Source organism: Streptomyces sp. NBC_01446 (assembly GCF_026340095.1).
Lineage (GTDB): Bacteria > Actinomycetota > Actinomycetes > Streptomycetales > Streptomycetaceae > Streptomyces > Streptomyces aureus.
The window spans coordinates 482,934-507,986 of sequence record NZ_JAPEPO010000001.1 but is presented as its reverse complement, the minus strand read 5'-3'; the positions used below and the strand labels follow the sequence as shown (position 1 = coordinate 507,986).

At 70.9% G+C, this 25,053-nt stretch carries 18 protein-coding genes and 1 pseudogene; 15 read left to right on the top strand and 4 right to left on the bottom strand.

What is annotated here, in order from left to right:
- Positions 1-6: 6 nt before the first annotated feature.
- The 3 genes from OG456_RS02275 to OG456_RS02265 all read left to right on the top strand — a co-directional run bounded on the left by OG456_RS02275 (position 7) and on the right by OG456_RS02265 (position 3,701).
- Complete coding sequence (locus tag OG456_RS02275; protein ID WP_266556717.1) at positions 7-1,215, top strand: bifunctional class I SAM-dependent methyltransferase/NUDIX hydrolase; 1,209 nt, start codon at positions 7-9, stop codon at positions 1,213-1,215.
- 77 nt (positions 1,216-1,292) lie between these two features.
- On the top strand, positions 1,293-1,499 hold the full coding sequence (locus tag OG456_RS02270; RefSeq protein ID WP_266556715.1) for a hypothetical protein: 207 nt from the start codon (positions 1,293-1,295) through the stop codon (positions 1,497-1,499).
- A gap of 387 nt (positions 1,500-1,886) precedes the next feature.
- On the top strand, positions 1,887-3,701 hold the full coding sequence (locus OG456_RS02265) for a hypothetical protein (RefSeq protein ID WP_266556714.1): 1,815 nt from the start codon (positions 1,887-1,889) through the stop codon (positions 3,699-3,701).
- Between the two features lie 258 nt (positions 3,702-3,959).
- On the opposite strand, the gene OG456_RS02260 is transcribed toward OG456_RS02265, so the two are convergent.
- Both OG456_RS02260 and OG456_RS02255 read right to left on the bottom strand, forming a co-directional pair.
- Complete coding sequence (locus OG456_RS02260; protein ID WP_266556712.1) at positions 3,960-4,346, bottom strand: DUF6281 family protein; 387 nt, start codon at positions 4,344-4,346, stop codon at positions 3,960-3,962.
- Between the two features lie 139 nt (positions 4,347-4,485).
- Positions 4,486-5,886: an IS1380 family transposase gene (locus OG456_RS02255; protein ID WP_266556710.1), complete on the bottom strand. Its 1,401-nt coding sequence runs from the start codon at positions 5,884-5,886 to the stop codon at positions 4,486-4,488.
- A 400-nt stretch (positions 5,887-6,286) separates the two neighbouring features.
- Between OG456_RS02255 and OG456_RS02250 the strand changes: the two are divergent.
- A pseudogene (locus OG456_RS02250) lies at positions 6,287-6,453 on the top strand (integrase); the annotation flags it as partial.
- A gap of 5 nt (positions 6,454-6,458) precedes the next feature.
- On the opposite strand, the gene OG456_RS02245 reads toward OG456_RS02250, so the two are convergent.
- A complete protein-coding gene (locus tag OG456_RS02245) occupies positions 6,459-6,953 on the bottom strand; it encodes a GbsR/MarR family transcriptional regulator (protein WP_266556708.1) in 495 nt (164 codons plus the stop codon).
- Between the two features lie 134 nt (positions 6,954-7,087).
- Between OG456_RS02245 and OG456_RS02240 the strand changes: the two genes are divergently transcribed.
- The 3 genes from OG456_RS02240 to OG456_RS02230 all read left to right on the top strand — a co-directional run bounded on the left by OG456_RS02240 (position 7,088) and on the right by OG456_RS02230 (position 11,316).
- Entirely contained in the window at positions 7,088-8,650 is a 1,563-nt protein-coding gene (locus OG456_RS02240; RefSeq protein WP_266556706.1) for a GMC family oxidoreductase, read from the top strand.
- 84 nt (positions 8,651-8,734) lie between these two features.
- Positions 8,735-10,159: an aldehyde dehydrogenase gene (locus OG456_RS02235; RefSeq protein WP_266556704.1), complete on the top strand. Its 1,425-nt coding sequence runs from the start codon at positions 8,735-8,737 to the stop codon at positions 10,157-10,159.
- Positions 10,156-11,316: a M20 family metallopeptidase gene (locus tag OG456_RS02230; RefSeq protein WP_266556702.1), complete on the top strand. Its 1,161-nt coding sequence runs from the start codon at positions 10,156-10,158 to the stop codon at positions 11,314-11,316. Before OG456_RS02235 ends, OG456_RS02230 begins: the two co-directional genes overlap by 4 nt.
- 404 nt (positions 11,317-11,720) lie before the next feature.
- Here OG456_RS02230 and OG456_RS02225 read toward each other — a convergent pair whose 3' ends face one another.
- Entirely contained in the window at positions 11,721-12,767 is a 1,047-nt protein-coding gene (locus tag OG456_RS02225; protein WP_266556700.1) for an NAD(P)-dependent alcohol dehydrogenase, read from the bottom strand.
- A 99-nt stretch (positions 12,768-12,866) separates the two neighbouring features.
- Between OG456_RS02225 and OG456_RS02220 the strand changes: the two genes are divergently transcribed.
- The 8 genes from OG456_RS02220 (at position 12,867) to OG456_RS02185 (ending at position 25,027) form a co-directional block, all read left to right on the top strand.
- Positions 12,867-13,673: an SDR family NAD(P)-dependent oxidoreductase gene (locus OG456_RS02220; protein WP_266556698.1), complete on the top strand. Its 807-nt coding sequence runs from the start codon at positions 12,867-12,869 to the stop codon at positions 13,671-13,673.
- A gap of 160 nt (positions 13,674-13,833) precedes the next feature.
- Positions 13,834-14,760: a branched-chain amino acid ABC transporter permease gene (locus OG456_RS02215; protein WP_266556696.1), complete on the top strand. Its 927-nt coding sequence runs from the start codon at positions 13,834-13,836 to the stop codon at positions 14,758-14,760.
- An 11-nt stretch (positions 14,761-14,771) separates the two neighbouring features.
- Positions 14,772-17,270 (top strand): ATP-binding cassette domain-containing protein, encoded by a 2,499-nt coding sequence (locus OG456_RS02210; RefSeq protein ID WP_266556694.1) that lies wholly within the window; start codon positions 14,772-14,774, stop codon positions 17,268-17,270.
- 42 nt (positions 17,271-17,312) lie between these two features.
- A complete protein-coding gene (locus OG456_RS02205) occupies positions 17,313-18,650 on the top strand; it encodes an FAD-binding protein (RefSeq protein WP_266556692.1) in 1,338 nt (445 codons plus the stop codon).
- 32 nt (positions 18,651-18,682) lie between these two features.
- A complete protein-coding gene (locus OG456_RS02200; RefSeq protein WP_266556690.1) occupies positions 18,683-20,269 on the top strand; it encodes an aldehyde dehydrogenase in 1,587 nt (528 codons plus the stop codon).
- Positions 20,270-20,314: 45 nt separating this feature from the next.
- Positions 20,315-21,454, top strand: coding sequence for an acyl-CoA dehydrogenase family protein (locus tag OG456_RS02195; RefSeq protein ID WP_266556688.1), 1,140 nt, complete (start codon positions 20,315-20,317; stop codon positions 21,452-21,454).
- Between the two features lie 17 nt (positions 21,455-21,471).
- Positions 21,472-23,424: an FAD-dependent oxidoreductase gene (locus tag OG456_RS02190; protein ID WP_266556686.1), complete on the top strand. Its 1,953-nt coding sequence runs from the start codon at positions 21,472-21,474 to the stop codon at positions 23,422-23,424.
- A 73-nt stretch (positions 23,425-23,497) separates the two neighbouring features.
- Positions 23,498-25,027, top strand: coding sequence for a GMC family oxidoreductase (locus OG456_RS02185; protein WP_266556684.1), 1,530 nt, complete (start codon positions 23,498-23,500; stop codon positions 25,025-25,027).
- The last annotated feature ends 26 nt before the right edge of the window (positions 25,028-25,053 follow it).

Sequence of the window (25,053 nt, the reverse complement as noted above, 5' to 3'; positions counted from 1 at the left end):
GGCACCGTGCCCATCGAGGACATCAACGCCCAAGCCTGGAAGATCTATGGCCAGCGCCAGCTGACCCGCGCCTACACACCACCTGTCCCCGTCCAGATGTCCTGGACGCCCTGGCCCTGGGAGGGGGGCGGACCAGGGGCTGAAGTCCTCGGCGACATCACCGGCCGCCGCGTCCTGGACATCGGCTCCGGGGCCGGCCACCACGCTGTGCATCTCGCGCGAGCCCACGGCGCTCGCGTCACCGGAATCGAGCTGTCCCCGACCCAGCACGAACGCGCCGTCTCCACCCACGCGGACGTTCAGGACGTGGAATTCACACAGGGAGACGTGGCCGCATACCTCGCCGAGGCCGAGCCGTTCGACGCCGCGTACGCCATCGGCACCCTGGCCTACATCGAGCCGCACCGGGCACTGCCCGCCCTGCGCGACGGACTGCGTGCCGGTGCGCCACTGATTCTCTCGCTCCTGCACACCGACTTGCACGGCCGCGGCCCGTCCACGCAGGTGGCACCGCGCGAGCAGATGATCCTGCTGCGCGACGACCCGCCCCTGCCGACCCAGATGTGGGTCCTGGCGCCGCAGCTGTGGGAGGACCTGCTCACCGAGTACGGCTTCAGGGTCGAGTCCATCGACCTGCTGCACCATCCTGACGACAACGCCCTGGTCGTCCAGCAGCTCATCCGCGCCCGCCGACTGCCCGCCCGGCCGCCGCGGAGTTCCAGCCGCCCCCGGAGCAGCAGGCCGCCGGTGGCGCACGCGGCCGTCGGTGTCGGAGCCATCCTCGTCAGCGAGCAGGGAATCCTGCTGGGCCGCCATCGTCGAGGCACCTTGGAACTGCCCGGTGGAACCGTCGAGGCCGGTGAGTCCTTCGAAGCCACCGTGGTCCGCGAACTCGGCGAGGAGACCGGTCTGATGGCCCGCCCTGGTGACGTCACGCTCCTGGGCAGCCTCCTCGACCACGTCGAAGGCGTCCTTCGGGTCACCGTCGGCGCGCTCGTCCACACCTGGCGGGGACAGCCGGCCACGCAGCCGAACGAAAGCGTCGGTGACTGGGCCTGGCACCCTCTTGATCGGCTTCCTGACGGCCTGTTCGTGTGCAGCGCCCAGATCCTCACAGCCTGGCGTCCTGACCTGCCCATCGACCACACGCCCGCACACTTCACGCCTTTCGCCCACGGCACATCAGCCACGACAACGGTGGACGGCCGGGCATGACAGCAGTTGCAGACTCGAGTCTGCGGCGCCACCGCGACTTCCGCCTCTAACTGAACAGGCCAGGCCAGGCCAGCGACGTGCTGGGCTCCTCGCTCAGCGCGGTCGCCGTCCTCCTGGTCGCGATCGTGACTCTGCCCGCCACGACGTGGGAGGCCACCGTCCTCGCGGCCGTGCAGAAGACGCCGCCCCTGCTGTTCTCGCGTGACTGCGAATACTTGGCGCCGGCGCTCCCGGGGACCAGCCGGGACCGGACGGAGAGCCAGATCCGGTCGGCGGGTACGTAGCGGACTCGGGGGATCTGGCTGCCTGCGCAGCAACGCGTTCTCGTGCCATGACGCCAGGACTTCTGCGTCCTTGGCCATGCGGCTGTGCAGCACGGCAGCGGACGCCTTGATCAGGTTTCGGGCCGGCGCGGTGACGATCGACAGCGGCATCGTCAGATCGTCCCCGGCGCTGTGCAGGTCGGCGCCGGACGCGGAGAAGCTGCAGGCCAGACCCGGAATCGTATTTCCGAGCGGGACAGGAACTGCCGCCGGTGGACTGAACACGCCGGGTTCGGGCCCTCTATGAGGACGGCCTTCGGTTCCTTACGATGACCGCGTACAACTCACGATGACCGCGCACTCGTCATCCCAGGGCAGCCATCCGACGGCGAAAGGCCTGACGGCACAGTGGACGATCGTACGCTCGAAGCACTCGGTCTCTCCGAAGCCCCCCGCGAGCACCCCCTCATCTACCCTGGCGCCTGGCCGACGGAATCCGGTCTCCTGCATCAGAACCGGTACCTGCGCCTCAAAGCCATGGAGAACCGGCGGCTCGCCAAGTGGATGGTGGAGCAACCTCCCGGTGGCTTTCGCGCCGGCAAGACGGGCGACGGCCCCGTTCCCCTCAACTACGCGCTGATGAGCGCCAACCAGACCCTGGTCGGCGACCGCTTCCCCGTCATCTCGGTCGGCTCCAATGCCTGCCCGGCCCAACTGCGGCACAAGATGGAGGGACTTGGGGTCTCGTCCACGATCCCGATGGTGAAGGCGCGGGTGACAGGGATCGGTATTGGGGTCTCGGCGTACGTCAGCCCGCTGGGCTATGTCTCCTCGTCGCCGTTCCACACGCCCGGGCTGAGCCGGGACCTGTTCATCACATGGCTCGACGCCGCCCAGTTGGAGATCGTCGACGCCAGCGAGGGAATCTCCGATCCCGACGGCGAGTACGACCGGGTGCTTCTGCCGCCCGAGGACTTCCCGATGGCACTGGAATCGGGTGAACTGCTCGGCGGCGCCTACCTCTATGTGCACCGCTACGGAGTCCTCCATGGTGGCTCCGGGGACCCCCGTCCGCATCCCGGCGAGCGCCAGCTTCTCACCGAGCTCCTCTCGGAGTCCCGTCAGCTCAGAGAGTGGTTCGGGGACACACCCGAGGAGTTCAGCTCACGGGCCCGCGGGAACGGGCAGCTCTGCGAGAAGGGCACCCGTCTGTTCGCCGACGAGGGACGTCTGACGGACTCGGGACTGCGCCAGTACGTCACCGGCGAGCCTGCCAATACGGTCTACGACGATATCCACCCCGCGAACTCGGTCCCGACCGGGGCCTATCACACCGGGCGCACCCCGGATGGCTTCGACCAGCGCGGCGCCGGCGTCGTCCGCTTATCGAGCGCGGTCTCAGCCGCCCTGGGTAACCCCCAGCTCGCCATCGTCCAGAACGCCCAGATCCCCCCGGCGCGCCATGAGCGGCTCGGCACGCTGGCCACGGTGATCGTGGCCGAGGACATACCGGCCCAGGAGACACGCAGGGTCGAGGTCGATCATTCGCTGCGTGTCGGAGTCGGCCTCGAACCGGGAGAGGCCGTCACGGTGCGTGCCGCGCGTCTGCCCCACCCGCGGCGCAGATGGAAGGACACCTTGTTCGGCCATGCCAACTATGTGACCTGCCGTGTCCAGGACGGTGACCGGGCCAGCGCGGAGCAGGAGGTGTGCCTGCTGGACACGCTGACGCTCGAACTTCTCGGTGTCGCCAGCGGGGACGAGGTGGTGCTGGAGGGCTTCCCCTACGACGACGGTACGGTGCCCGTGCTCCAGCTCAAGGCGATCCGCACCAGCGAGGAAGTCCAGGAGCGCCGCAAGGAGTTGCATGGCGGCGACATGACGAGCCGCTATCCGAGTTCGCTGGACGCACTAGGGACCTTTCCGGATCTGCCCTGGGTGTTCCTGGACCGGCGGCTGTGGTCGGGGCTCGGGCTGGACGGCCAGTGGCTGGCCACGGTGCGCATAAGGTGCAGTCGCTCCTATCAGCTCAAGAAAGAACTCCGGGAGATGGTGTTCCTCCTGGGCATCGCGTTCATCGGCGTGGTGACGGTGCTCAAGAGCGTGGTCTGGCAGGCGGCCAGCCTCGCCGTGCTCGTCCTCCTCGTCGGGTTCGTGGTGAACGTACGCCTGCGCAGTCGCCTCAATCAGCGGGCCAAGCGGATCGGGCCCAGGCGGACGTGAGACGGCGCGGGGCGGCGCTCTTACTGAAACCGTGCCGTACAGACTGAGGGGCAGGAGTTACTACGCGAGCCGGTGGTGGCGGCTGTGACAGAGCCGCCATGTGGTGCCCGACTACCTGGCCGAGTTCGGCAGGTCGGCCCGTCGCGGCGACGCGAAAGCCGCCAGGTCCGCCCGCATCAGACCCGTCACCCGTGCCATCTCCCCGATGCCCCCGCGGCCAACCAAGAGCCATCAGGGGGTCTTCCCTCAGGAGAGACATCAGGACTTCTTGAGCAGCTTCTTGATTTCAGGGGGAAGGTCGTTGTCTGTGCCGACTTCTACGAAGAGGACATCATCGGGCGCGTCATCCACCGCAATAGCAACCTTGGGAGACACTCCCACGATCTCGTAGGCGACCGTCGAATCCGGCGATGCTTGACCGCCCCCGTCGTTCGAGGAGTCGCTACAGGGCGGGAAGGTGGCTTCTCCCAGCTTCTTACCGATCTTGAAGTGAGCATTAGCCACGTCTGAATACGTGTGCTCTTTGTGCTCAACTCGGTACTCGCACGACGCGTCGGTTTCGCCGTCACTGGAGGACGAACAAGCAACGGACATCACGCCTGCTGCCGCCAGCACCACTATTTTGGCGACTGAGCCCGGATCCACCGGCTTGATTTTGGAGTGATCGTTTCGGGTGGTTCGGGGGCGGTCCGAGGCCGAGCTGCGGATTCGGGCATGGGGTGCCCGCTGGTCTGCCCAGCTTTTCCACATGCTCGGAGGTCTCAGGCCCTTGCGGGCGGGGTGGTCAAGGCTTGTCGACGGCGGGTGGTGGCGCGTGTGCGAGGTCGAAGAGCTGGGTGAAGTCGTCCCGCCAGGGCCAGCGTTGGGGCAGGTGGAGAGTAAGGCGGCGGGCCGAACGTGCCAGCCGAGCAGGCACGTTGATCAGGTGGTCGCGGATTGTGCCGGTGGTCGCCTTGGCGTGGAAGGCGGATGCCAGGGTGCCGGCGGCGCGGGTCAGGTTGTGCGCGAGGGCGGCCAGGGCGAGCCAGGCTGCGTTCGCCTGGAAGTGCCCGGAGGGGGCGTGCGCGAACGGGCCGTTCTTCACATCCGCGATCACCTGTTCCACGACTGCGTGACGCCTGTGATCACGCTCGGCAGCGGCCAGGGAGAGCGGAGAGTTGGTGAACGCGCCGTGATAGCGCCAGGTGTCGAAAAGCGTGCCCTGCCCCTCGGGGATCGCCCCGGGGTTGAGGCGCTTGACGCGGCGCACGATCAGGCGGGCGGTGACCTGCTGATTCTTCGGCTTGGAGGTGAAGGCGGTGTAGGTGGCCTCGGCTATCTCCGCGTCCGAGATCCAGCACTGCCCCTCTTCGTCCCACACCGCCTTCGGGTACTTGACCGCTTTCCATGCGGCTTCGTCGATGCCCGCAATCGCGGCCTTGATCGAGGCGTTCATCCGCACCGTGACGGAGAAGCGGGCATCCAGGGCCCGGCAGGCGCCGATGACGTCGGCGCCGTAGAACGCGGAGTCGGCCCGCACGAGGAGCAGTCCGGTAGCGCCGCTGGCGCGGGACGTGCGGATGGTCTCGGCGACGAAGGCGGCGGCCCCGCGTGCGGAGTTGGTCGGGCCCTTGCGCAGACGGGTGGCGGCGATCACGGGGGCGGACAGGGGTGTGGAGACGATCCCGAGCAGCGCGTTGAGGCCCTTGACCTTGCTGTATCCGTAACCCGCCCCCTGCTTGGCGTAGCCGTAGGTGCGGCGGATCGTGTCATCGATGTCCACATGGGCGACCGATTCGGCGCCGGACAGCAGCCCGGTGTGCGCGGCCAGTTCGGGCAGGAACCTCCGTGCCACCGCGTGCAGTTGCTTCACGTGCCCGTGAGTGAAGGAACGCAGGAACGAGCCCAGCGTGGACGGCGCCCGCACCCCGGCGAACAGGCGCGGCAGAGCGCCGTGCCGCAGCCGGTCCATGTCATCGATGCTGTCCGCGCCCGCGACCATGCCGCCCACCAGCGACATCAGCTTCGCCGCGGGGAAGGCACCCGTGCCGTCCTTCGAGACCGGCAACCGGACGTGTTCGCTGGCCAGCGCGGGCAGTCCGCACCGCTCGGCCAGGCGCACCACCGGCTCCAGTCCGCCGTACCCGACCAGATTCGGATCATCGAACCGTGCGGAGACCTTCGCGGCGGCATGGGAAGATTGCATCTCGGAAGTGCCTTGTCGATCGTGCCTGATGTGGTCCTAGAGAAACCCCATCATCGCAGGTCACAAGGCACTTTCTCGTTTCCCCGAGAGTCATCCACAGACATCAAGCCGGTGGATCCGGGCTGAGCCTCTCCGGCCTATGGTTGCGGAATTCACCCAATTACCGCCTTTCCGGAGTGGTCGCCCCGGGTCAGTAGATGCTACGCAGAACCAAGGACGTCGCGCCCACCAGCGGTTGCGGGAAGGTTGATGTTCGCTCTCTCGGCACCCATGAGGCCGGACACATCTGTGGCCTGAAGGACATCTACGGGTCCCACAGCAACCTCACTATGCCTTGGTCGTGAAGTCGAAGTCATGGGTGTTGAACCGAACATCGACTCGCCATGGAGTGTCCGAGGTGGGGCACAGGCGGATCCAGGGCGAGTTGGCCCGACTCGGGCATCGGATCGCGCCTCGGCAGTGTGGGAGACCTTGAATGCGGCGGGCGTGGAACCGGCGCCGCGTCGCTCCGGCACGACCTGGCGGGAGTTCCTCACCGCCCAGGCCGAGGGCATCATCGCGGCGAACTCCGGTCATCGTGCCTTACGTTCCTTCCGGCCCGCGGTGTAGTCGGTCAGCAGTGTCTCGAGATGTCCCACCATGAAGCGGTAGTACTCGTGCATCTCGCGCAGCCGCTCGCGCTGTACCTCCGGCATCCCCGCGCCCCGCTCCTGCGCGTGCTCGGAGAGTTCTCGCAGTTGGGTCGTCGAAGCGACGATGTGCTGCAGGCAGCCGATCCAGGCGTCATCACGCCAGCGGTAGACGAAGTGCCGCTGCCCCGTTTCCTTGAAGCGCTCCACGGTGCCGTTGGCGATGAGCAGGCGCGTCGTTTCGGAGACCGACCCCTTGCTCGCGTCGAGGGTGTCCTGGAGTTCACCCAGGGTCAGCGGCTTCTCGCTCAGCATCAGCACCCCGGCGGCGCGGCCGGCCATGCGCGGCCAGCCCATCGCCCGGCCGATGTGCGTGCCGAACTCCTCGATGAGCGCGTCGTGGGCGTCGTCGCTGCCGCCTTCGGCCGCGTCGGGCACGGGGCCTCCCGTAAAGTCAGAAAAAAATGAACGTTCAATGTTGACTGAACTCTCGATGGAGCGCAGAGTACCAGTCCAGAGCTATCCGGCCGGAACCGGGGCCGAGGCTGTTCACCCCAGGTGGGAGACATGACATGACGGGCATCGGGTGGGACGTCATCGTGGTGGGTGCGGGTTCTGCGGGCGCCGCGCTCGCGGTTCGCTCGGCACAGAAGGGCAAGCGGGTCCTGCTCCTCGAGGCGGGCCCCGACTACCGCTCGGCGCAGATGCACGAGGCATGGCGCTCGCCCAACCCCGCGGTCGCGCTCATGGACCCCGCGGCGGCCGAGGGGCTGGTCTGGACGGGCCTGAACTCTTCGCGCACCGACAAGCAGCAGCAGTCGCCGTACTGGCGCGGCCGGGGTGTCGGCGGCAGCTCGTCGATCAACGGGCAGATCGCGATCCGGCCGCCGATGGCGGACTTCGAGGACTGGGCGGCACAGGGGTGCCGGGGCTGGTCGCCCGAGGACGTGCTGCCGTCCTTCGCGAAGCTCGAGGACGACGAGCAGTTCGGTGATCAGCCGTACCACGGCCGCGGTGGGCCGACGCCGATCCACCGGACGCCGCAGGACGAGTGGGGCGGCGTGGATGCCGCCCTCGCCCATTCCGCGCTCGCCGCGGGGTTCCGCTGGGCCGCGGACGTCAACGCACCGGCCGCGACCGGAGTGTCGCCCTATCCGATCAACTCGCGTGGCGGTCGGCGGGTGTCGGTCAACGACGCGTACCTGGAGCGGGCCCGCCACCTGAGCACCCTCACCGTCAGGGGAGAGGCCCTGGTCGACCGCGTGCTCTTCGACGGGAACCGGGCGGTCGGCGTCCAACTGCTCGTGGACGGAAGGGTGGTGACCGAGCACGCCGACACGGTCGTCCTCAGCGCCGGCGTCATCCACTCTCCTGCCATCCTCCTGCGCTCCGGCATCGGCCCCGCGCAGCACCTGCGTTCGCTCGACATCGACGTGCGCCACGACCTTCCGGTCGGCCGCGGGATGCAGGACCACCCGATGACTCTGGTGTCGCTCCCGCTGACACCGCAGGCAGCCGTCAAGACGGCGCACGACCGGCACACCAACGTGTGCGTCCGGTGGAGCAGCGGTGCCGCTGCCCCGCAAGACGACGTGATGTTCGTGTCGCTCAACCAGAACGTGCTGGCCATGGCGACCGCGTCGAGCGCCACCGCATCGGGAGCCTTCGGAGTCTGGCTGAACCAGAACTGGTCCCGGGGTGTGCTGACCCTGGCATCGACCGACCCGGCGGACCATCCGCTGGTGCACCAGCGGATGCTCTCCGACGAGCGGGACCTGTCCCGCATGCGGCAGGGCGTACGGGCGCTGGTCGACCTGGCGCGCAGGCCGGAGACGGCGGAGATCACGGAGGGCCCGCTCGAGCGCGAGAACGAGGCTCTGTTCTCCGTGCTGGACAGCGACAGCGAACTCGACGACCACCTGCTGGGCACGGTCGTGGACGCCCAACACGGCACCAGCACCTGCCGCATGGGGACGGCCGACGGCTCCGACACGGTCGTCGACAGCGATTGCCGGGTCCTCGGTGTGGACGGCCTGCGCGTGGTCGACGCCTCGGTCTTCCCCTCCGTGCCCCGGGCCAACACGAACCTGGCCACGATCATGGCCGGTGAGCTCATGGCCGACCGCCTCGACTGAGGCACCCACGTCCGCCCGACCGATTCCGCGGCGCCGCGGCCCCGGCGCGCGTCCCGCTTCCGGCATATGGAGGAGAGCTTCCCGATGAAGACCTTGCAGAACTTGATCGGCGGCATCTGGGAGGACTCCCTGGGCGACACGCTGCTCGACGTCGTCAACCCGGCGACCGAGAATGCCGTCGCCCGCGCTCCCGGTGGCTGCCGGGACGACGTCGACCGCGCCGTGGCGGCTGCGGTACAGGCGCAGCCCGCGTGGGCGGCGCTGCTCCTGGCCGAACGCGTGGCGTGGATCTCCGCGTGGGCCGACGTCGTCGCCGAGCACGCCGACGAACTCGCCGAGCTCGAGTGCCGTGAGATGGGCAAGCCCGTCGGCATCGGCCGCACATTCATCGACGGTGCCGTGGCCGGTCTCAAGGCATCCGCGGGCCAGGCACTGTCGTACGGCTTCGAGGAGACCGTCGCTCATGACGACGGCGGCTCGACGAGGATCCTGCGCCACCCGCTCGGCGCCACCGCGGTGATCACGCCGTGGAACTTCCCGGTGACCATGGTGCTCGGTGCTCTCGGCCCCCTGCTGGCAGCGGGCAACACCGTGGTCGTCAAACCGTCGGAAAAGTCGCCGCTGTCGGCCGTGCGGCTCTTCGAGCTGCTGAACCTGCCGCCGGGCGTGGTGAACCTGGTGCTCGGCGACGCGCGCGCCGGGGGACCGCTGGCCGAGCACGAACAGATACAGCTGGTCCACTTCACCGGATCCGTCGAAGCCGGACGGAAGGTCGGCGCGGGCACCGGCGAGCGACTGCACCGAGCAGTGCTCGAACTCGGCGGCAAGGACCCTGTCGTCGTCGATGCGGGCGTCGACCCCCGGGCGACAGCGGCAGCCGTCGCGTTCGGCGCCTTCATCAACACCGGTCAGATCTGTACGTCCATGGAGCGCATCTACGTACACGAGGAGGTCGCCGACGCGTTCGTCGAGGCCCTGGTCGAGGCAGCAGGGACGTACACCATGGGCGACGGCCACGACGAGGGCGTCATGATGGGCCCGCTCGTCGACGAACGCCAGCGGGACATCGTCCGCCGGCACGTCGCAGACGCCGTCGAGCGGGGTGCGACGATCCGGGCCGGCGGTGTCGAGCCGGCCGGCCGGGGATTCTTCTACCCGGCCACGGTGCTGACCGGCGTCGACGAGTCGATGCTCGTCATGAACGAGGAGACCTTCGGGCCGCTTGCCCCCGTTGTGGTCGTCCCCTCGTTCGCGGCGGGGATCGAGCGGGCGTCCCGGTCCCGCTTCGGCCTCGCCGCCACCGTCTACACCGACGACCCCGACCACATGGCCGCGGCCGCCCGGATTCCCGCAGGCGTCGTCTGGATCAACCAGTGGCAGGGCGGCGGCCCGGAACGGCTCTACGAACCGGCAGGCGACAGTGGAATGGGCGCCACCGGTGCGGTCGCGGCCTACGACGCCGCCACCCGTCCCTCCTCCGTGCACATCGCCGCTCGACTCGCGTCGTGAAGGCCGCACCGATGACGCCCAAGAGCGCGATCGAACGGCGCATCCGGGCGGCGGAGCGCAGCCTGGTGGAACTGTCCCATCTGATTCACGCCCACCCCGAGTTGGGCTTCGAGGAGGTGCGTGCCAGCGCGTGGATATCCGAGCGGCTGAGCGCAGCCGGATTCGACGTCGAACACGGCTGTTACGGCCTGCCCACCGCGATCCGCGCCACCGTGGGTTCGGGGCCGCTGCGCATCGCGATCTGCGCGGAGTACGACGCGCTGCCGGACATCGGGCACGCCTGCGGGCACAACATCATCGCCGCCGCCGCGGTCGGCGCGGGACGGGGGCTGGCCGGCCTCGCCGACGACCTCGGACTCACGGTCACCGTGCTCGGAACACCGGCGGAGGAGGGTGGCGGCGGCAAGGTCCTGATGCTCGAGCGCGGGGCCTTCGACGAAGTGGACGCGGCGATGATGGTGCATCCGGCGGCCGTGGAGATGGCAGCGATGCCCGGCTCCGCGGTCTCCATGTTCGACGTCTCCTACCGAGGGACGCCCGCGCACGCGGGCGCCTACCCCGAGCGCGGTGTCAACGCCGCCGACGCCATGACCGTCGCCCAGGTGGCCGTCGGACTGCTGCGCCAGCAGACCACGAGTACGGACCGCATCCAGGGCATCGTCACCGAGGCGGGCACCGCGCCGAACGTGATCCCCGACGCCAGCAGGGGCCGATGGATCGTCCGCTCCGACACCCTGAAGGCCCTCGCGCCGCTCAAGGCACGCGTACAGCGCTGCTTCGAGGCCGGGGCGCTGGCCACCGGATGCGAACTGTCGACAGACCCGGTAGGCCCCGACTACGCCGACATGCGCCCCGACCGCGGGATGCTCGCGCTGTACCGGGCCAACGCCGAAGCCCTCGGCCGCACCTTCCCCGACCTGCCGGGCAGCGGGGTGGTCGGGGCAGCCACCGACATGGGCAACGTCTCGCACGTCGTGCCCACCATCCATCCCATGCTCGGCCTCGACTGCGCACCCGCGGTCAACCACCAGCCCGAGTTCACCGCCGCGTGTGTCACTGCGGCTGCCGACCGCGCCGTCCTCGACGGCGCCCTCGCGATGGCCTGGACCGCTGCCGACCTCGCGGCCGCGACCGGAGGAGGACTGTCGGCGCCGTGAGGTGGCGTTGACCGTCCTCCAGACTCGGCCGCGAGGTCCGACGGCGGGACAGCGTTGGCCCTGAACGCGATGCCGTACGGGCCGTGGCTCGCCGACCTGGCGCTGCAGGACGAGCCTCAGAACTGAGCTGCGTGCGCAACGAAGTTGGCCCTGTCCCGCTTGAGACCTGGGGCGAGGGAGGCGACCGCCGTCGTTGTCCTGCGCCTCGGCGGGGGGCAGCCCACCGAGCAGGAACTGATCGACTTCACCCGGGAGAAGGTCGCCTCGTAGAAGAAGCCCCGCTGGGTCCACTTCGTCGATGCCCTCCCCTGTAACCCCAAGGGGGAAGATCCTCAAGCGCGGACTCGAACTCCGCGCTGCCGTCAGGAAGGCCTGGAAGATCCGCAGCTGCGCCGAACGGGCTGTCAGCCGGACATCACCAGCACCGCTCGCCCCCTGATCAGCCCGCGCCGAAGCCGGTCCATGGCCTCGGGTGCCGAGCGCAGCGGGAGTTGTTCCGTTTCCACGTGCAGGGCGCCCGCGCGGGCCAGGGCGATGACCTCGACCAGCTCCTGGCGCGTGCCCCAGAACGGTAGTGAGAGGCGGACGCCCGGCGGCAGGAAGCCCGGTTTGCGGACGGTGAGCTGGCCGCCGCCGCTGCCCACGATCGCCAACTCGCCGCCAGGGCGTAGGACTTGGGTGGCGAGTTCCAGCGTCGGCTGTGCCCCCGCGAAGTCGAGCACGGCGTCCACGCCGACCCCGCCGGTCGCCTTCCGCAGTGCGGCGGCGGTGTCGGAGTCCATCGGGATGCTCAGGTGCGCGCCGGAGCGGTCCGCGAGAGCGAGGGCCTCGGGCCGTATGTCGACGGCGAGTACGCGGCTCGGGGTGGTCGCGCGCAGGATCTGGACGGCCAGGTGCCCGAGGCCGCCGACTCCGATGACTACGGCCGTGGTGCCCGCGCCGAGCGCGTTCCGCACGCCTGCGACGGCGTGATACGAGGTCAGGCCGGCGTCGGAGAGCGGAGCGGCCTGGTCGGCCGGAAGGTCGCCGATCGGCACCAGGTGGCGGGCGGTGGGGACGAGTACGTACTCGGCCATTCCGCCGTCGCGGCCGAGTCCCGCTCCGTGCCAGTCGAGACTGCCGCGCCGGTCGCAGTAGTTGTCCTGCCCGGCGGCGCATCGCGTGCAAGTGCCGCAGCCCCACGGGCCGTGGACCACGACGCGCTCACCCGGTGCCGGGCCGCCGTCCGCGCCGGGGCCGAGGGCGGCGACATGCCCGGCGATCTCATGACCGAGCGTGAACGGCACCCGGTAGGGGAGCGTGCCCGGGGTGGCGTCGAGGACATGGATGTCGGAGTGGCAGAGCCCCGCGGCCTCCACTCGCACCAGGACCTCTCCCGCTCCGGGCGCCGGGCGGTCGACCTCGGTGAGTTCCGGCTCGCGTCCCCAGTCCTTCAGCCGTAGCGCCTTCATCTTCACCGTCCAGGGTCTTGTCAGCTCGGTGGTCGTGACGATAACAGAGATGAAGTCAGTTCAGTAGTGATCGTGGTTGACGTGAGGAAGGGTCGGATCATGAGCGAGGTTGTGCGGCAGGGGCGGTTCACGGACAAGGTCGCCTTGGTGACCGGGGCCGGTTCGGGCATGGGGGCCGCGATCGCGCGGCAGCTGGCGGCGGAGGGGGCGCGGTACGTGGTGGCGGCCGACCTGAATGGTGACGCCGTCAAGGCCGTCGCCGCCGAACTGCCCGCCGCGGCCGCGGCCGCGGTCGCGCTCGACGTGGCCGACGCGGCCGCGGTCGAGGGCGCCGTCGCGGACGTGGTGCGCGAACACGGCCGGCTCGACGTGGTCGTGCACGCCGCCGGGGTCGACGACCCGCAGGCCAAACAGCTCATCGCGGACGCACTGGTCGAGGGGCGTCCGCCGGAGGTCACCGACCGGCTGGACGATGCCTCCTGGCGGCGCGTCATGCAGGTCAACCTCGACGGGACGTTCCATGTGCTGCGTGCCTCGGTGCGGGCGATGCGACCGGCCGAAGCGGGCGCCATCGTCGTCATCGGATCGTCGTCGGCCTTCGACGCCCCGGTCGGCTACCCCCACTACGCCGCGTCCAAGGCCGGGGTGCACGCACTGAGCCAGGCCGTGGCCAAGGAGGTCATCGCCTCCGGGATCCGGGTCAACGTGGTCGCGCCGGGCCCGACCGAGACCGGCATGGCCGCGCGCACGCCGAAGGCGCTGCGCAACGGCTTCGCCGATCCGCGGGTGCGCCCTTACGCGACGCCCGAGGAGATCGGTGACATCGCCCTGTTCCTGGCGAGTGACGCCTCGGCGAACCTTGTCGGAGCGGTGCTGCTCGCCAACGGCGGCCGTTTCACGGCCTGATCGCCGCTCCGTCGCATCCGGGACCGACTCCTCTCTGGGGCCGGTCCCGGATGCGGGTCCGGGGGCCCGGGCGTCCGGCGCGCGCGAAATCAACTCGTGCACGGGTCTTGCCCGGCCGCGGCGGAATGCTTACGGTCCATGAATTGAGTTCAGTTCGTACTTGCTCGGTGGTGCTGAGGCGCCGGACGCGGGCGTATGGCACGAGGAGACGGTCGACGTGGATCAGTTCCTGCTCGTCCTGGTGAGCGGTCTCGCCAGTGGCGCGGTGTACGGCCTGATGGGGCTGGGTCTTGTGATCATCTATCGGGCGACGGACGTGGTGAACTTCGCCCTCGCCAGCCTGGCGACGATCGGGCTGTACGCGGCGCTGACCCTGTACGACAGGGGACTGCCGCTCATCCTGGCCGCCGGAGCGGCGATCGTCGTCACGGCGGCGGTCGGCCTGGCCGCGCGTGAGACGGTCATCAGGCCACTGGCCCACGGGGAGTTGCTCTCGGCGCTGGTGATGACCATGGCCGTCTCCCTCATCGCGGAGAGCGTCATCAGTACGATCTGGGGCGACCAGCCACAGCTCTTCCCGAGCCTGGTGGACGGGTCCGTCTCGTTCGGCGACGCGGCGATTCCGACGCAGAGCCTGCTGACCATCGGTGTGGCGGCCGTCGCCATGGCGCTCGTGGCGTACCTCTTCGGACGGACCACCATCGGCTCCGCCATGCGGGCCGTCGCCGAGTCCGCCGACACCGCGCAGATCCTCGGCCTCGGCTCACAGCGCATCGCCCGAGTCGCCTGGGCGCTGGGCCTCGGGCTCGGTGCGCTGGCCGCGATCCTCTACGCACCCCGCGCCGGCCTGCTGCCCACGGTGCTCAGCGCCCCTCTGTTCCGCGCCTTCGCCGGAATCTTCCTCGGTGGCCTGACCAGCATGTACGGCGCCGTCATCGGCGGGCTGACCGTCGGTGTTCTCGACAACCTGGCCGCGAGCTATGTGTCGGCCGGCTACCGGGACACGTTCGTGTTCTCGTTCACCATCGTCGTGCTGCTGATCCGCCCGCAGGGGCTGTTCGGCGTGCGCGCGTTCCAGCGGGTCTGAGGGAGCGCTCCATGTCCGTCTTCAGTCGTTCCAACCTCTTCAGGGCGGGGCTCGGGCCGCTCGCCGCGGTCGCCCTCATCCTCGTCCTGCACAGCGGGGCCATCCCGCCCTTCCAGGCCTACTCCGTGGGGCTCGCCGGTGTCTACACGATCCTCGTGCTCTCGGTGAACCTGCTCGCCGGCTGGGCCGGTATCTGGTCGATCGCCCATCCGGCCTTCTTCGCCCTGGGCGCCTACTTCGCCGCGTACGGCAGCTCGCACGGCTGGTCGCTGGAGGTCGTCGTGCTCGGGGCGGCCGGGTGTGCCGCGGCTTTCGGGGCCTTCCTCGGGGGCGCGGGCGCGCGGTTCTCCATGCTGTATCTGGCCCTGCTGACCCTCGCGTTCACCATGGTGTCGCTGGAGGTGATGGGCCAGTGGACCGGCGTCACCGGCGGCGACCAGGGCATTCCGATGGAGAAGCTGCACAGTGCCCTCGGGCTCGGCACGCTCGCCAGCGCCGGGACGCAGGCCCAGTACATCGCCGTGGGCGCGGCCGGAGTGGCCCTCGCCGTCGGCGCCCTGGCCCGGCCGAGCGCCCTGCGGATGCGCCTGGTCGCCGCCAAGTCCCATCCGCTGGCCGCCCGTTCCGTCGGCATCGCCCCCGAGGCGCAGTCGGCGCTGGCCTTCGCCGTCAGCGCCGTGTTCGCCGCACTGGCGGGCGTACTGCTTGCCCTGGTCGTCGGGTTCGTCAGCCCCGACCCCTTCTCGCTGGCCCTGGCGATCTCGCTGATCGCCGCGTGCGTCCTCGGCGGGGCGGGGACGCTGCTCGGCGCGGTGGTCGGCGGCGCGTATCTGACCTGGGCGCCCACAGCCGCCGAGAGCGTGGGCGTCCCCCAGCCGATCCTTCAGGGGGTCGTGCTCATCGCGGCTCTGCTGTTCCTGCCCGGCGGGGTGGTGCCCTTCCTCGGGCGCGCACTGCGGCGACTGTCGGCGCGCACCACCGCGCAGCCGCCCACTCCCGTCGAGGCGACCGAAGCGGCGCCGCCCGTGCCCGCCCCCGCGCCGACCGCCCCCGAGCTGCTGCGCGTCGACGATGTGGGGGTCTCCTTCGGCGGCGTGAAGGCACTCGAAGGCGCGTCGATGACCGTGCGGGCCGGGGAGACCGTCGCCATCATCGGTCCCAACGGCGCGGGTAAGACAACGCTGTTGAACGTCCTGTCCGGGCTCGTCGGCGGCGGCCGGGTCACCGGTGACGCGCAGTACGCGGGCAAGCCCCTGCTCAAGAGCCGGTCCACGGCGCGGCGCGGCCTCGGCATCGGACGGACCTTCCAGCACGCCGAGACGTTCCCGGAGCTGACCGTCGCCGAGAACATCCTGTGCACCCACCGCCGCGTCACCGCACAGCACCGGGCCAAGGCCGCCGAACTCCTTCAGAGCGTCGGACTCGCTCCCTTCGCCGACCGCCGCCCCGCAGAGCTGCCGTTCGGACTGCACAAGCGACTCGACCTGGCCAGAGCCCTCGCCGAGGAACCCGAACTGCTGGTCCTCGACGAGCCGTTCGGCGGGCTCGACGCCGCCGAACGCACCTTGCTCGCCCGGCAGATCGTGCGCCAGCAGCAGCGCGGCACCGCTGTCGTGATCATCGACCACGTCCTCGACGACCTGTTCGCCGTCGCCCACCGGGTGGTCGCCTTCGACTTCGGCCGCCCCGTCGGCGAGGGCCTGCCCGGCACGATCCTGGACGACCCCCGGGTCCGCTCCTCCTACCTCGGCGAAGGCGGCGACGGGGTCGAACTCCCGCGCCGCGACGGCCTCACGCGAACCGCAGTACACCTCACCGCAATCGACCACTCCTACGGCGGCGTCACCGCGCTGCGCGGCATCGACCTGGCTGTCGCCCGAGGCGCTGTGCTCGGCGTCGTCGGCGCCAACGGCGCGGGCAAGAGCACCCTGGGCCAGATCCTGCACGGCACGCTCGCCCCCACCGAAGGCCGGCGCACGGTCGACGGGGAGCTGCGCAGCGCGCTCGTGCCGGAGGGCCGCGCGCTGTTCAAGACTCTCTCGCTACGGGAGAACCTGGAGGTCGCCGCCTACGCCGCGGGCATCAAGGGCGCGGATCTGCGCACCCGCCTCGAGCAGACCGGCGAGTGGCTGCCACCCCGGCTGCGCGAGCGCATGGGGATGCCCGCCGCCGGGCTGTCCGGCGGCGAACAGCAGATCCTCGCCATCGCCCGCGCCCTGATGGCGCGGCCCGATCTGCTGATCGTCGACGAGCCGGCGCTCGGCCTGTCACCGGCGATGGTCACCGAGGTGTACGCCCGCCTCGGCCGTCTCGCCCGCGAGGGCATGACGGTCGTCCTGCTGGAACAGTCACTCACCCGCGCCGTGTCCGCCTGCCACGAGGTCGTCGTCCTGCACGACGGCCGCGTCGCCGCCCAGGGCGAGCCCGCCGACCCGGAGTTCCTCGCCCAGGCCGAACAGGCCTACTTCGACGGCGAGGAGGACGCCCCCATGGCCGCCGCGCAGGGCTGAACCGAACGAGCGTCAACAGATTTCCTGATGAGGAGAACCACCGTGCAACCTCAAGGTGTCGACCTGCTCGTGATCGGAGCGGGCATGGCCGGACTGACCGCCGCCGCCCGAGCCGTCCGCGACGGTCTGTCCGTCGCCGTCGTCGAGATCGCCACGGACGTCGGCGGCTCCGCGCGCTTCGCGGGCTACGCCTGGACCGCCCCCGACCACGTGACCATGGACCGGCACAATCCGCGCGGTGACCACGCGCTCAAGCGCGCCCTCGTGGACCGGTTCGCCGACGGCATCGAATGGATCAGGTCCATCGGCGTCGAGGCCAAGGACGCCCAGCCCATCCTCAGCTTCGGTCGCGGCCACCAGTTCGACACCAACCACTACGTCGACACCTGCCGCCGGCTGATCGTGGACGGCGGCGGCACCCTGCTCCTGGAGACGGAGACCGAGCAGCTCCTCGTCGAGGACGGCTCCGTGGTCGGCGCGGATGTGCGCGGCGCCGACGGCGAGCACATCCGTATACGTGCCACGACCACCCTCGTCGCCACCGGCGGCCACCAAGGCGACACGGACCTGCGCACCGCGCATGTGCACCCGCACGCCGACCGCATGCAACTGCGCTCCAACCCCCACAGCAGGGGCGGCGGCCACCGGCTCGCGACCGGCATCGGCGCGGCCACCGGCGGCGAGAACGCCGGGTTCTACGGGCACCTCATCCCGAGCGGCATCCCCTTCGCCGACCCGGCCGACTTCGTCGACATGTCGCTCTACTACAGCGAGCACGCCCTCCTGCTCAATCTGCGCAGCGAGCGGTTCGCCGACGAGACACTCGGCGACCACCTCACCGCCATGGCCCTCCTCGACCAGCCCGAGAGCCGCGGACTCCTCATCGCCGACGCCCGGGTGTTCCGCGACTGGATCGTCGGCTCGTACGTCGAAGGCGCGGTCGCCGTCGACAAGTTCGCCCTCGCGAGCAGGCGCGGCGGACGCGTCGGACTCGCCGGGGACCTCGACGAACTCGCGTACCTGCCCCAGGAGTGGGGCTACGACGGCGAGGCCGTCCGCAACGCCGTCAAGCTCTTCAACGAGCAGGTCACGGCGGAGCCGGGGCCCACGCCGGGCCGTGAACTCGACCGCCTTCCGCTCGCCGAGCCGCCGTACTACGTCATCGAGACCGTGCCGGCCATCACCTTCCCCTTCCACGGCCTGCGCATCGACGACCACGCCCGCGTCCTGGGTGAGGACGGCCGCCCGCTGCGCGGACTGCTCGCCGCCGGCTCGGACACCGGCGGCCTGTGGCACCGCGCCTACGCGGGCGGCCTCGCCTCGGCCCTCGTCTTCGGACTCACGGCCGCGCGGACCGCCGCCGCGTCGGCACACCACTGATCGAGCGGACTCCATCCGCGCGGGAGGGCAGCATGAGCACCAGTGGAACCACCAGCACCATCGACCACAACGCCTTCTTCATCGACGGCTCGTGGCGGCCCGCCGACGGCACCGACCACTTCGACGTGATCTCGCCGCGTTCCGAGCGGCGCGTCGGACGGGTCCCCGCCGCGTCCAAGGCGGACATAGACGCGGCGGTCGCGGCGGCCAGGCGGGCGTTCGACGAAGGGGAATGGCCCCGGCTGACGCCGGCGCAGCGGGCCGACCACCTCACCCGCCTCGCCGACGGCATCGAGCGGCGCCGCGCCGAACTCGCCGAGCTGATCACCGAGGAGCTGGGCTGCACCCTGGTCCTGTCGCAGGTGTACCAGACGGTGTCGCCCGTGATGAGCCTCAACTACAGCGCAGAGATCGGCCGCGGCCTGCGCACGGCCGAAGTGCGCGTCAGCGACCTGTCGTCGCTCGCGGGCCGGTCGGCGGGCGGCGGCATCATCCCGATGGCCGGGGCCAGCCTCGTCGTCAAGGAGCCCGTCGGCGTCGTCGCGAGCTTCCCGGCGTACAACTTCGCGCTGCCCGCGATCGGCCAGAAGGCCGGGCCCGCGCTGGTCGCCGGCTGCACCGTCGTGGTCAAGGTCACCGAACCCAACCCGCTGGCGATCTTCGTCATCGGGGAGATCTGCGAGGAGATCGGGCTGCCGCCCGGCGTCCTCAACATCGTCGCGGCGCGTGCCCCCGAGTCCGAGTACCTGGTCCGCCACCCGGGTGTCGACATGGTCAGCTTCACGGGTTCCGTCGCCGTGGGGGCCAGGATCGGGGCGGCCTGCGGTGAGCTGATCCGGCCCTGCGTGCTCGAACTCGGCGGCAAGTCCGCGGCCATCGTGCTGGAGGACGCCCGGATGGAGGACGTACTCCCGGTCCTCATCGGGGCGAGCGTCGGCACCAACGCCGGTCAGAGCTGCGTCGCCCAGACCCGGCTGCTCGTGCCCGAATCGCAGTACCGCGCCTACGCCGAAGCGCTGGCCGACGGATTCGCCTCGCTCAAGGTCGGCGACCCCATGGAAGCCGACACGGTGGTGGGCCCGCTGATCACCTCGCGCCACCGCGACCGCGTCGACCACTACGTGGAGACCGCGCGCAAGGAGGGCGCGACCATCGCCTACGGAGGACGCCGCCCGCCGGGCCTGACGCGCGGTTGGTACTACGAGCCGACCCTCGTCACCGACGCGCACAACGGCATGACCGTGGCGCGGGAGGAGATCTTCGGACCCGTCGCCGCGCTCATCCCGCACCGGGGCGAGGACGATGCCGTGCGCATCGCCAACGACAGCGAACTGGGCCTGGCCGGTTCGGTGTTCACGGCGGGCGCGGCGCACGGCTTCGAGGTCGCCCGGCGCGTGCGCACCGGCACGTTCTCCGTCAACACCTTCGCGGCGGACCTGGGCTCGCCTTTCGGCGGCTTCAAGCAGTCGGGGCTCGGCAGGGAGCACGGCCCCGGCGCCGTCGAGGAGTTTCTGCTGACGAAGACGATCTCGACCGATCCGGGCGCGGGGCTGCCTGTCGAGGTCACCCAGGGCATCCCCCTCGGAACCGGCCCCGGCACCCACGGCCCCGTCAAGTGACCCGCGTCCACTGAGCCCCGCCCACACGAGCACGCTGGAGACCCCATGCACCACCTGCACCCCGACATCGACCCCCGGCTGCTGTCCGAGACCGAGGAGCAGCGGGAACTGCGCACCGTTCTGCGCGCCTTCTTCACCGAGGTCAGCGGACCCGAGGACGTCCGCAAGCACATGACCGGGCCGCGCGGACACGACGAGACGCTGTGGGCGCGGCTCGCGGGCGAGATCGGCGTCCAGGGTCTCGCGATCCCCGAGGAGTACGGCGGATCGGGCTACACCTTCGCCGAACTCGCCGTCGCCATGGAGGAGTCCGGGCGCGCCCTGTGCAGCGCGCCGCTGCTGTCCACGGTGGGCCTCGCCGCGCCCGCCCTGCTCGCGAGCGGTGACCGGCAGGCATGTGAGCGCTATCTGCCGCCCATCGCGAACGGCACGCTCACCGCGACCGTCGCCGGCCTCCACGACGACGAGCCCGGCATCGTCGCCGAGCCCGCGCGCGACGGCACGGTGCTGCGCGGCGCGGCGGACTTCGTGCTGGACGGCGCGGCCGCGGACCTCGTCCTCGTACGGGCTCAAACACCCGACGGACCACGGCTGTTCGCCGTCGAACCGGACCCCGACACCTGCGTGCGCACCCCGCACCGCGTCCTTGACGAGACGCGCCGCCAGGCGCGGGTGGAGTTCCGGGGCGCGCCCGCGACGCCGGTGGGGGAGTCCGACGAAGCGGCGGCGGTCCTCGACACGGCGCGGGCCGCGCTCGCCGCCGAACAGGTCGGCGGCAGCGGCCACGCACTGGACGCCACCGTCGAATTCGTCGCGCAGCGACACCAGTTCGGGCGGCCCATCGGGTCGTTCCAGGCCGTCAAGCACCGGCTGGCCGATGTGCTGGTCGCCCTGGAGGCGGCCCGCTCGGCGTCCGCGTACGCGACCGCATGCGTCGCCCTCGGCTCACCTCGGCTGCCGGTGGCCGCCGCTGCCGCCGCCACGGTCTGCTCCGAGACGTTCCGCCTGGCCACGGCCGAGTACGTCCAGCTGCACGGCGGGATCGGCTTCACGTGGGAGCACAACGCGCATCTGTACGTGCGTCGCGCGCGCAGCGGCGCCGTGCTGCTGGGCACGCCCGCCGGACACCGCGCACGCCTCGCCGCGCTCATCGGCCTCACCCCGAACACCGCCACCGCCGCCTGAGCCGAGGGGAGACACACATGACTGCACCGCACACCCCTGCCCTCGCCACGCCCTTCACGCTCGGCGGGCACACCCTCCGCAACCGCCTAGTCGCCACCGCCCATGCCACCGCGGCGGTCGCCGACGGCGCTCCGACCGAAGCCGACGCGGCCTACTGGCGGCGCCTCGCACAAGGCGGCGCCTCCATGGTCATCACCGGCGGCACCGCCGTCGCCCCGGAGTCGACCCTGCCGCAGCGCTATCTCACCGAGGCATGGCGCCCCGAGATCAAGGACGCCGTGCGCCGCCGCGCCGAGGCCATCATCGAAGGCGGCGCCGTAGCCATCGCCCAACTCGTCCATCTGGGCCGCGAGACCCTCGGCGCGGGCACGTACTACGCGCCGGTCTCCGCCGCCGCCGTCCGCTCCCCGCGCGAGGCGAGCGCGCCCCACGCGCTGAGCACCGAGGAAGTACGCCGCGTCGTCGACGCCTTCCGTGTCTCCGCCGGCAACAGCGTGCAGGCCGGTTTCCACGGCGTCGAACTGCACGCCGGACACGGCTATCTGCTCGCCCAGTTCCTCTCCCGCGTCAACAACACCCGCGACGACGAGTACGGCGACCCGATCGCGCTCCTCGCCCAGGTGATCGACGCCATCCGCACCGAGATCGGCGAACACCCCATCGGCGTACGGGTGTCGGTGGAGCCCGGCGCGGACTCCGGGCTCGCTCTCGACGATCTCGTCGAGCTGCTGCCGCGCCTGAGCGCCGCCGTGCCGTTCACCTACGTCAATGTCACCACCGGCGTCCGCAACACCTACGTGCCCGGCATGGCCACCACCCGCCCGCCGCTCCTGGAGTCCGTCGCCCGGCTGCGCGCCGCGGTCGGGGTGCCGCTGCTGGTCAGCCAGGGCTTCCGGTCCGCGGCGGACATCGAGCGGGCGCTCGGCTCGGGCGCCGATCTGGTCGGCTCGGCCCGGCCGTTCATGGCCGACCCCGACTTCGCGCGCAAGGTCGTCGCCGGGGACGAACGCTCCATCCGCCCCTGCACGGGCTGCAACGAGGGCTGCCGGACCTTCGAACCCACCGGATCGTGCTCGGTCAACCCGGAGCTCGGACCGCCGGAGTCCGCGACCCGCCGCCCGGCCGTACCTCTTCTGCTCACCCGGCCCGGCTCGCGCCGCGGCCCCGTCGCCGTCCTCGGCACAGGCCCGGCCGGCATGGAGTGCGCGATGACGCTCGCGCGCGGCGGCGCCGAGGTCGTCGTCCACGACCCCGCCCGGGAGACCGGAGGGCAGGCACGCCTGGCCGCCCTCGGCGCGCACCGTACCGGCTGGCAGAAGATCGTCGACCATCAGCGTGACCAGCTCGCCGACCTCGGCGTCCGCGTCCTGCTGGGGACCACCCTGACCTCCGCCGACCTGGCCGGGTACTCCCGGATCGTGCTCGCCACCGGTGCGCGCGAGGCGCCCGTGCCCGTACCGGGGGAGCTGCGGACCCTCAGCAGCACCGACTTCCTCCACCGGTACGCGGACGTGGTGCCGCAGGCGCCCAGGGTCGCCGTCCTCGACGACGGATTCGGCTGGTGGCAGGGGATCAGCGCCGCGGAGAGCGCGCTGGCGGCCGGGGCACGTGAGGTCACGGTCATCACGCCCGGCAACGGCTTCGCCACCGGCCTGTCGCCCGAGAACCGCACCCAGTTGATGAACCGGCTCACCGGAGCGCCACTGCGCGTCGTCCCCCTGACCGCCGTCACGGCCACGACGCCCGACGGACTGCGGCTGCGGAACGTGATGGACGGCCACGAGTCGCGTGTCGCCGCGGACGTTCTCGTGACCGTCGGCGAACGGCTCCCGTACCGCCCGGACATCACCCCGGGCGAGGGCCAGAGCGTCCACGCGGTCGGCGACTGCGTCGTCTCGCGTCGCATCGCCCACGCCATCGCGGAGGGTCGCGCCCTGGCCGAGGAGCTCGCGGCGGCCGTGTCCGCCTGAACAGAACCGCGCTCAGGACCGCACAGCCGCAACGTCGACCGCACAGACGACCTCAAGAAGAGAAGAGGCTGCAATGGCACGTCGCATAGTGATCTGCGGAGGCGGCTCCGCCGGTGGTGTCCTGGCCGCCCGGCTCAGCGAGGACCCCGCCAACAACGTCACCCTCGTCGAAGCGGGCCCCGACTACCCCACCGCTGAGGAGACCGCCCCCGAGGTCCTCGACGCGAACCGCATCGGGTTCACCACCCACGACTGGGGCTACGCGTCGAGCGACGGCGTCCGCGAGGCCGATGGCGTCCCGACGTTCGGGGTGGTCGAGCAGGGCGTCGTCCCCGTCCTGCGCGGCAAGGTCATCGGCGGCTGCTCGTCCGTCAACGGGGCCAACGCCCTGCGGCCGACCCCCGAGGACTTCGCCCGCTGGACGGGCCTCGGCCACGACCGCTGGTCCTGGGACCAGGTCCTGCCGTACCTGAAGAAGCTGGAGGACGACCCGGCCGGCGGCGACCTGCACGGCACCGGAGGGCCTGTGCGCATCACGCGGTTCACCGAGGACGACGGGATGCGCCCCGTCGGGTCCGCGTTCCTGGAGGCCTGCGCCCAGGCAGGCCACCCCGTTCACGAGGACGTGAACGGCGCGGACCGGCGCGGCGCCGGACCGCTCCCGCTCAACCGCAAGGACGGCGTCCGGCAGAGCACGGCCATCGCCTATCTCGCCCCGGCCCGCGACCGCGACAACCTCACCGTTCTCGGCGAACGGACCGTCGACCGCGTCGAGTTCACCGACGACGGCACCGCCCGCGCGGTCCTCCTCACCGACGGCACCCGCCTGGAGGGCGACCTGATCGTCCTCGCCGCCGGGTCCATCGGCAGCCCGTCGATCCTGATGCGCTCCGGCATCGGCCCCGGGAGGCTGCTCGACGAGCTGTCCATTCCGGTGGTGCGGAGCGTCGAAGGCGTCGGCCGCAACCTGCGCGACCACTCGATGGTGTACGTCACCTACGCGGTGGACGAGGACGCCGTCGGCGAGATCACGCCGCCCTTGCAGACCGTGCTCGCGTTCCCCTCGGGCGGCGCCGGCAGCGCGGGCGAGGTCGACCTGCACGCGGTGGTGCTCACGCCGGAGCCCGGCGTACTGCTTGTGCCGCTCGTCCTGTACCGCCCGTACTCGCTCGGCAGCATGGAGATCACCTCCCGCGACCCCGACGCCGCGCCGCACATCCGGCTCGGTCTGTTCGACCACCCCGACGACCTGCACCGCATGGTCTCCGGCATCCGCGAGGTCCGGAAGATCATGGAGTCGGGCCCGCTGCAGAAGTACGTGCGGGCCGAGACGTGGCCGGGCCCGGACGTGACGTCCGACGCCGACCTCGTCCGCGCCGTCCTCCAGGGCAAGAACACCTGCTGCCATGCCGTGGGGACCTGCGTCATGGGCGGTGAGGGAACCCCGGGCGCGGTCGTCGACCAGAGCGGCAAGGTGCACGGTGTCGAGGGGCTGTACGTCATCGACGCGTCGATCATGCCGGACATCCCGGCGGAGCCGACCAACACCACGGTGATGATGATGGCCGAGCGCGCTGCGGACGAACTGCGCGGCAGGGCCTGACCGTTGACGCATGCGAGAGGGCCGGC

Excerpts from the sequence above, each read along its gene's own strand:
- OG456_RS02255 (WP_266556710.1), bottom strand. The coding sequence starts at position 5,886 with ATGCAATCTTCCCATGCCGCCGCGAAGGTCTCCGCACGGTTCGATGAT.
- OG456_RS02240 (WP_266556706.1), top strand. The coding sequence starts at position 7,088 with ATGACGGGCATCGGGTGGGACGTCATCGTGGTGGGTGCGGGTTCTGCG.
- OG456_RS02235 (WP_266556704.1), top strand. The coding sequence starts at position 8,735 with ATGAAGACCTTGCAGAACTTGATCGGCGGCATCTGGGAGGACTCCCTG.
- OG456_RS02225 (WP_266556700.1), bottom strand. The coding sequence starts at position 12,767 with ATGAAGGCGCTACGGCTGAAGGACTGGGGACGCGAGCCGGAACTCACC.
- OG456_RS02220 (WP_266556698.1), top strand. The coding sequence starts at position 12,867 with ATGAGCGAGGTTGTGCGGCAGGGGCGGTTCACGGACAAGGTCGCCTTG.
- OG456_RS02210 (WP_266556694.1), top strand. The coding sequence starts at position 14,772 with ATGTCCGTCTTCAGTCGTTCCAACCTCTTCAGGGCGGGGCTCGGGCCG.
- OG456_RS02200 (WP_266556690.1), top strand. The coding sequence starts at position 18,683 with ATGAGCACCAGTGGAACCACCAGCACCATCGACCACAACGCCTTCTTC.
- OG456_RS02195 (WP_266556688.1), top strand. The coding sequence starts at position 20,315 with ATGCACCACCTGCACCCCGACATCGACCCCCGGCTGCTGTCCGAGACC.
- OG456_RS02190 (WP_266556686.1), top strand. The coding sequence starts at position 21,472 with ATGACTGCACCGCACACCCCTGCCCTCGCCACGCCCTTCACGCTCGGC.
- OG456_RS02185 (WP_266556684.1), top strand. The coding sequence starts at position 23,498 with ATGGCACGTCGCATAGTGATCTGCGGAGGCGGCTCCGCCGGTGGTGTC.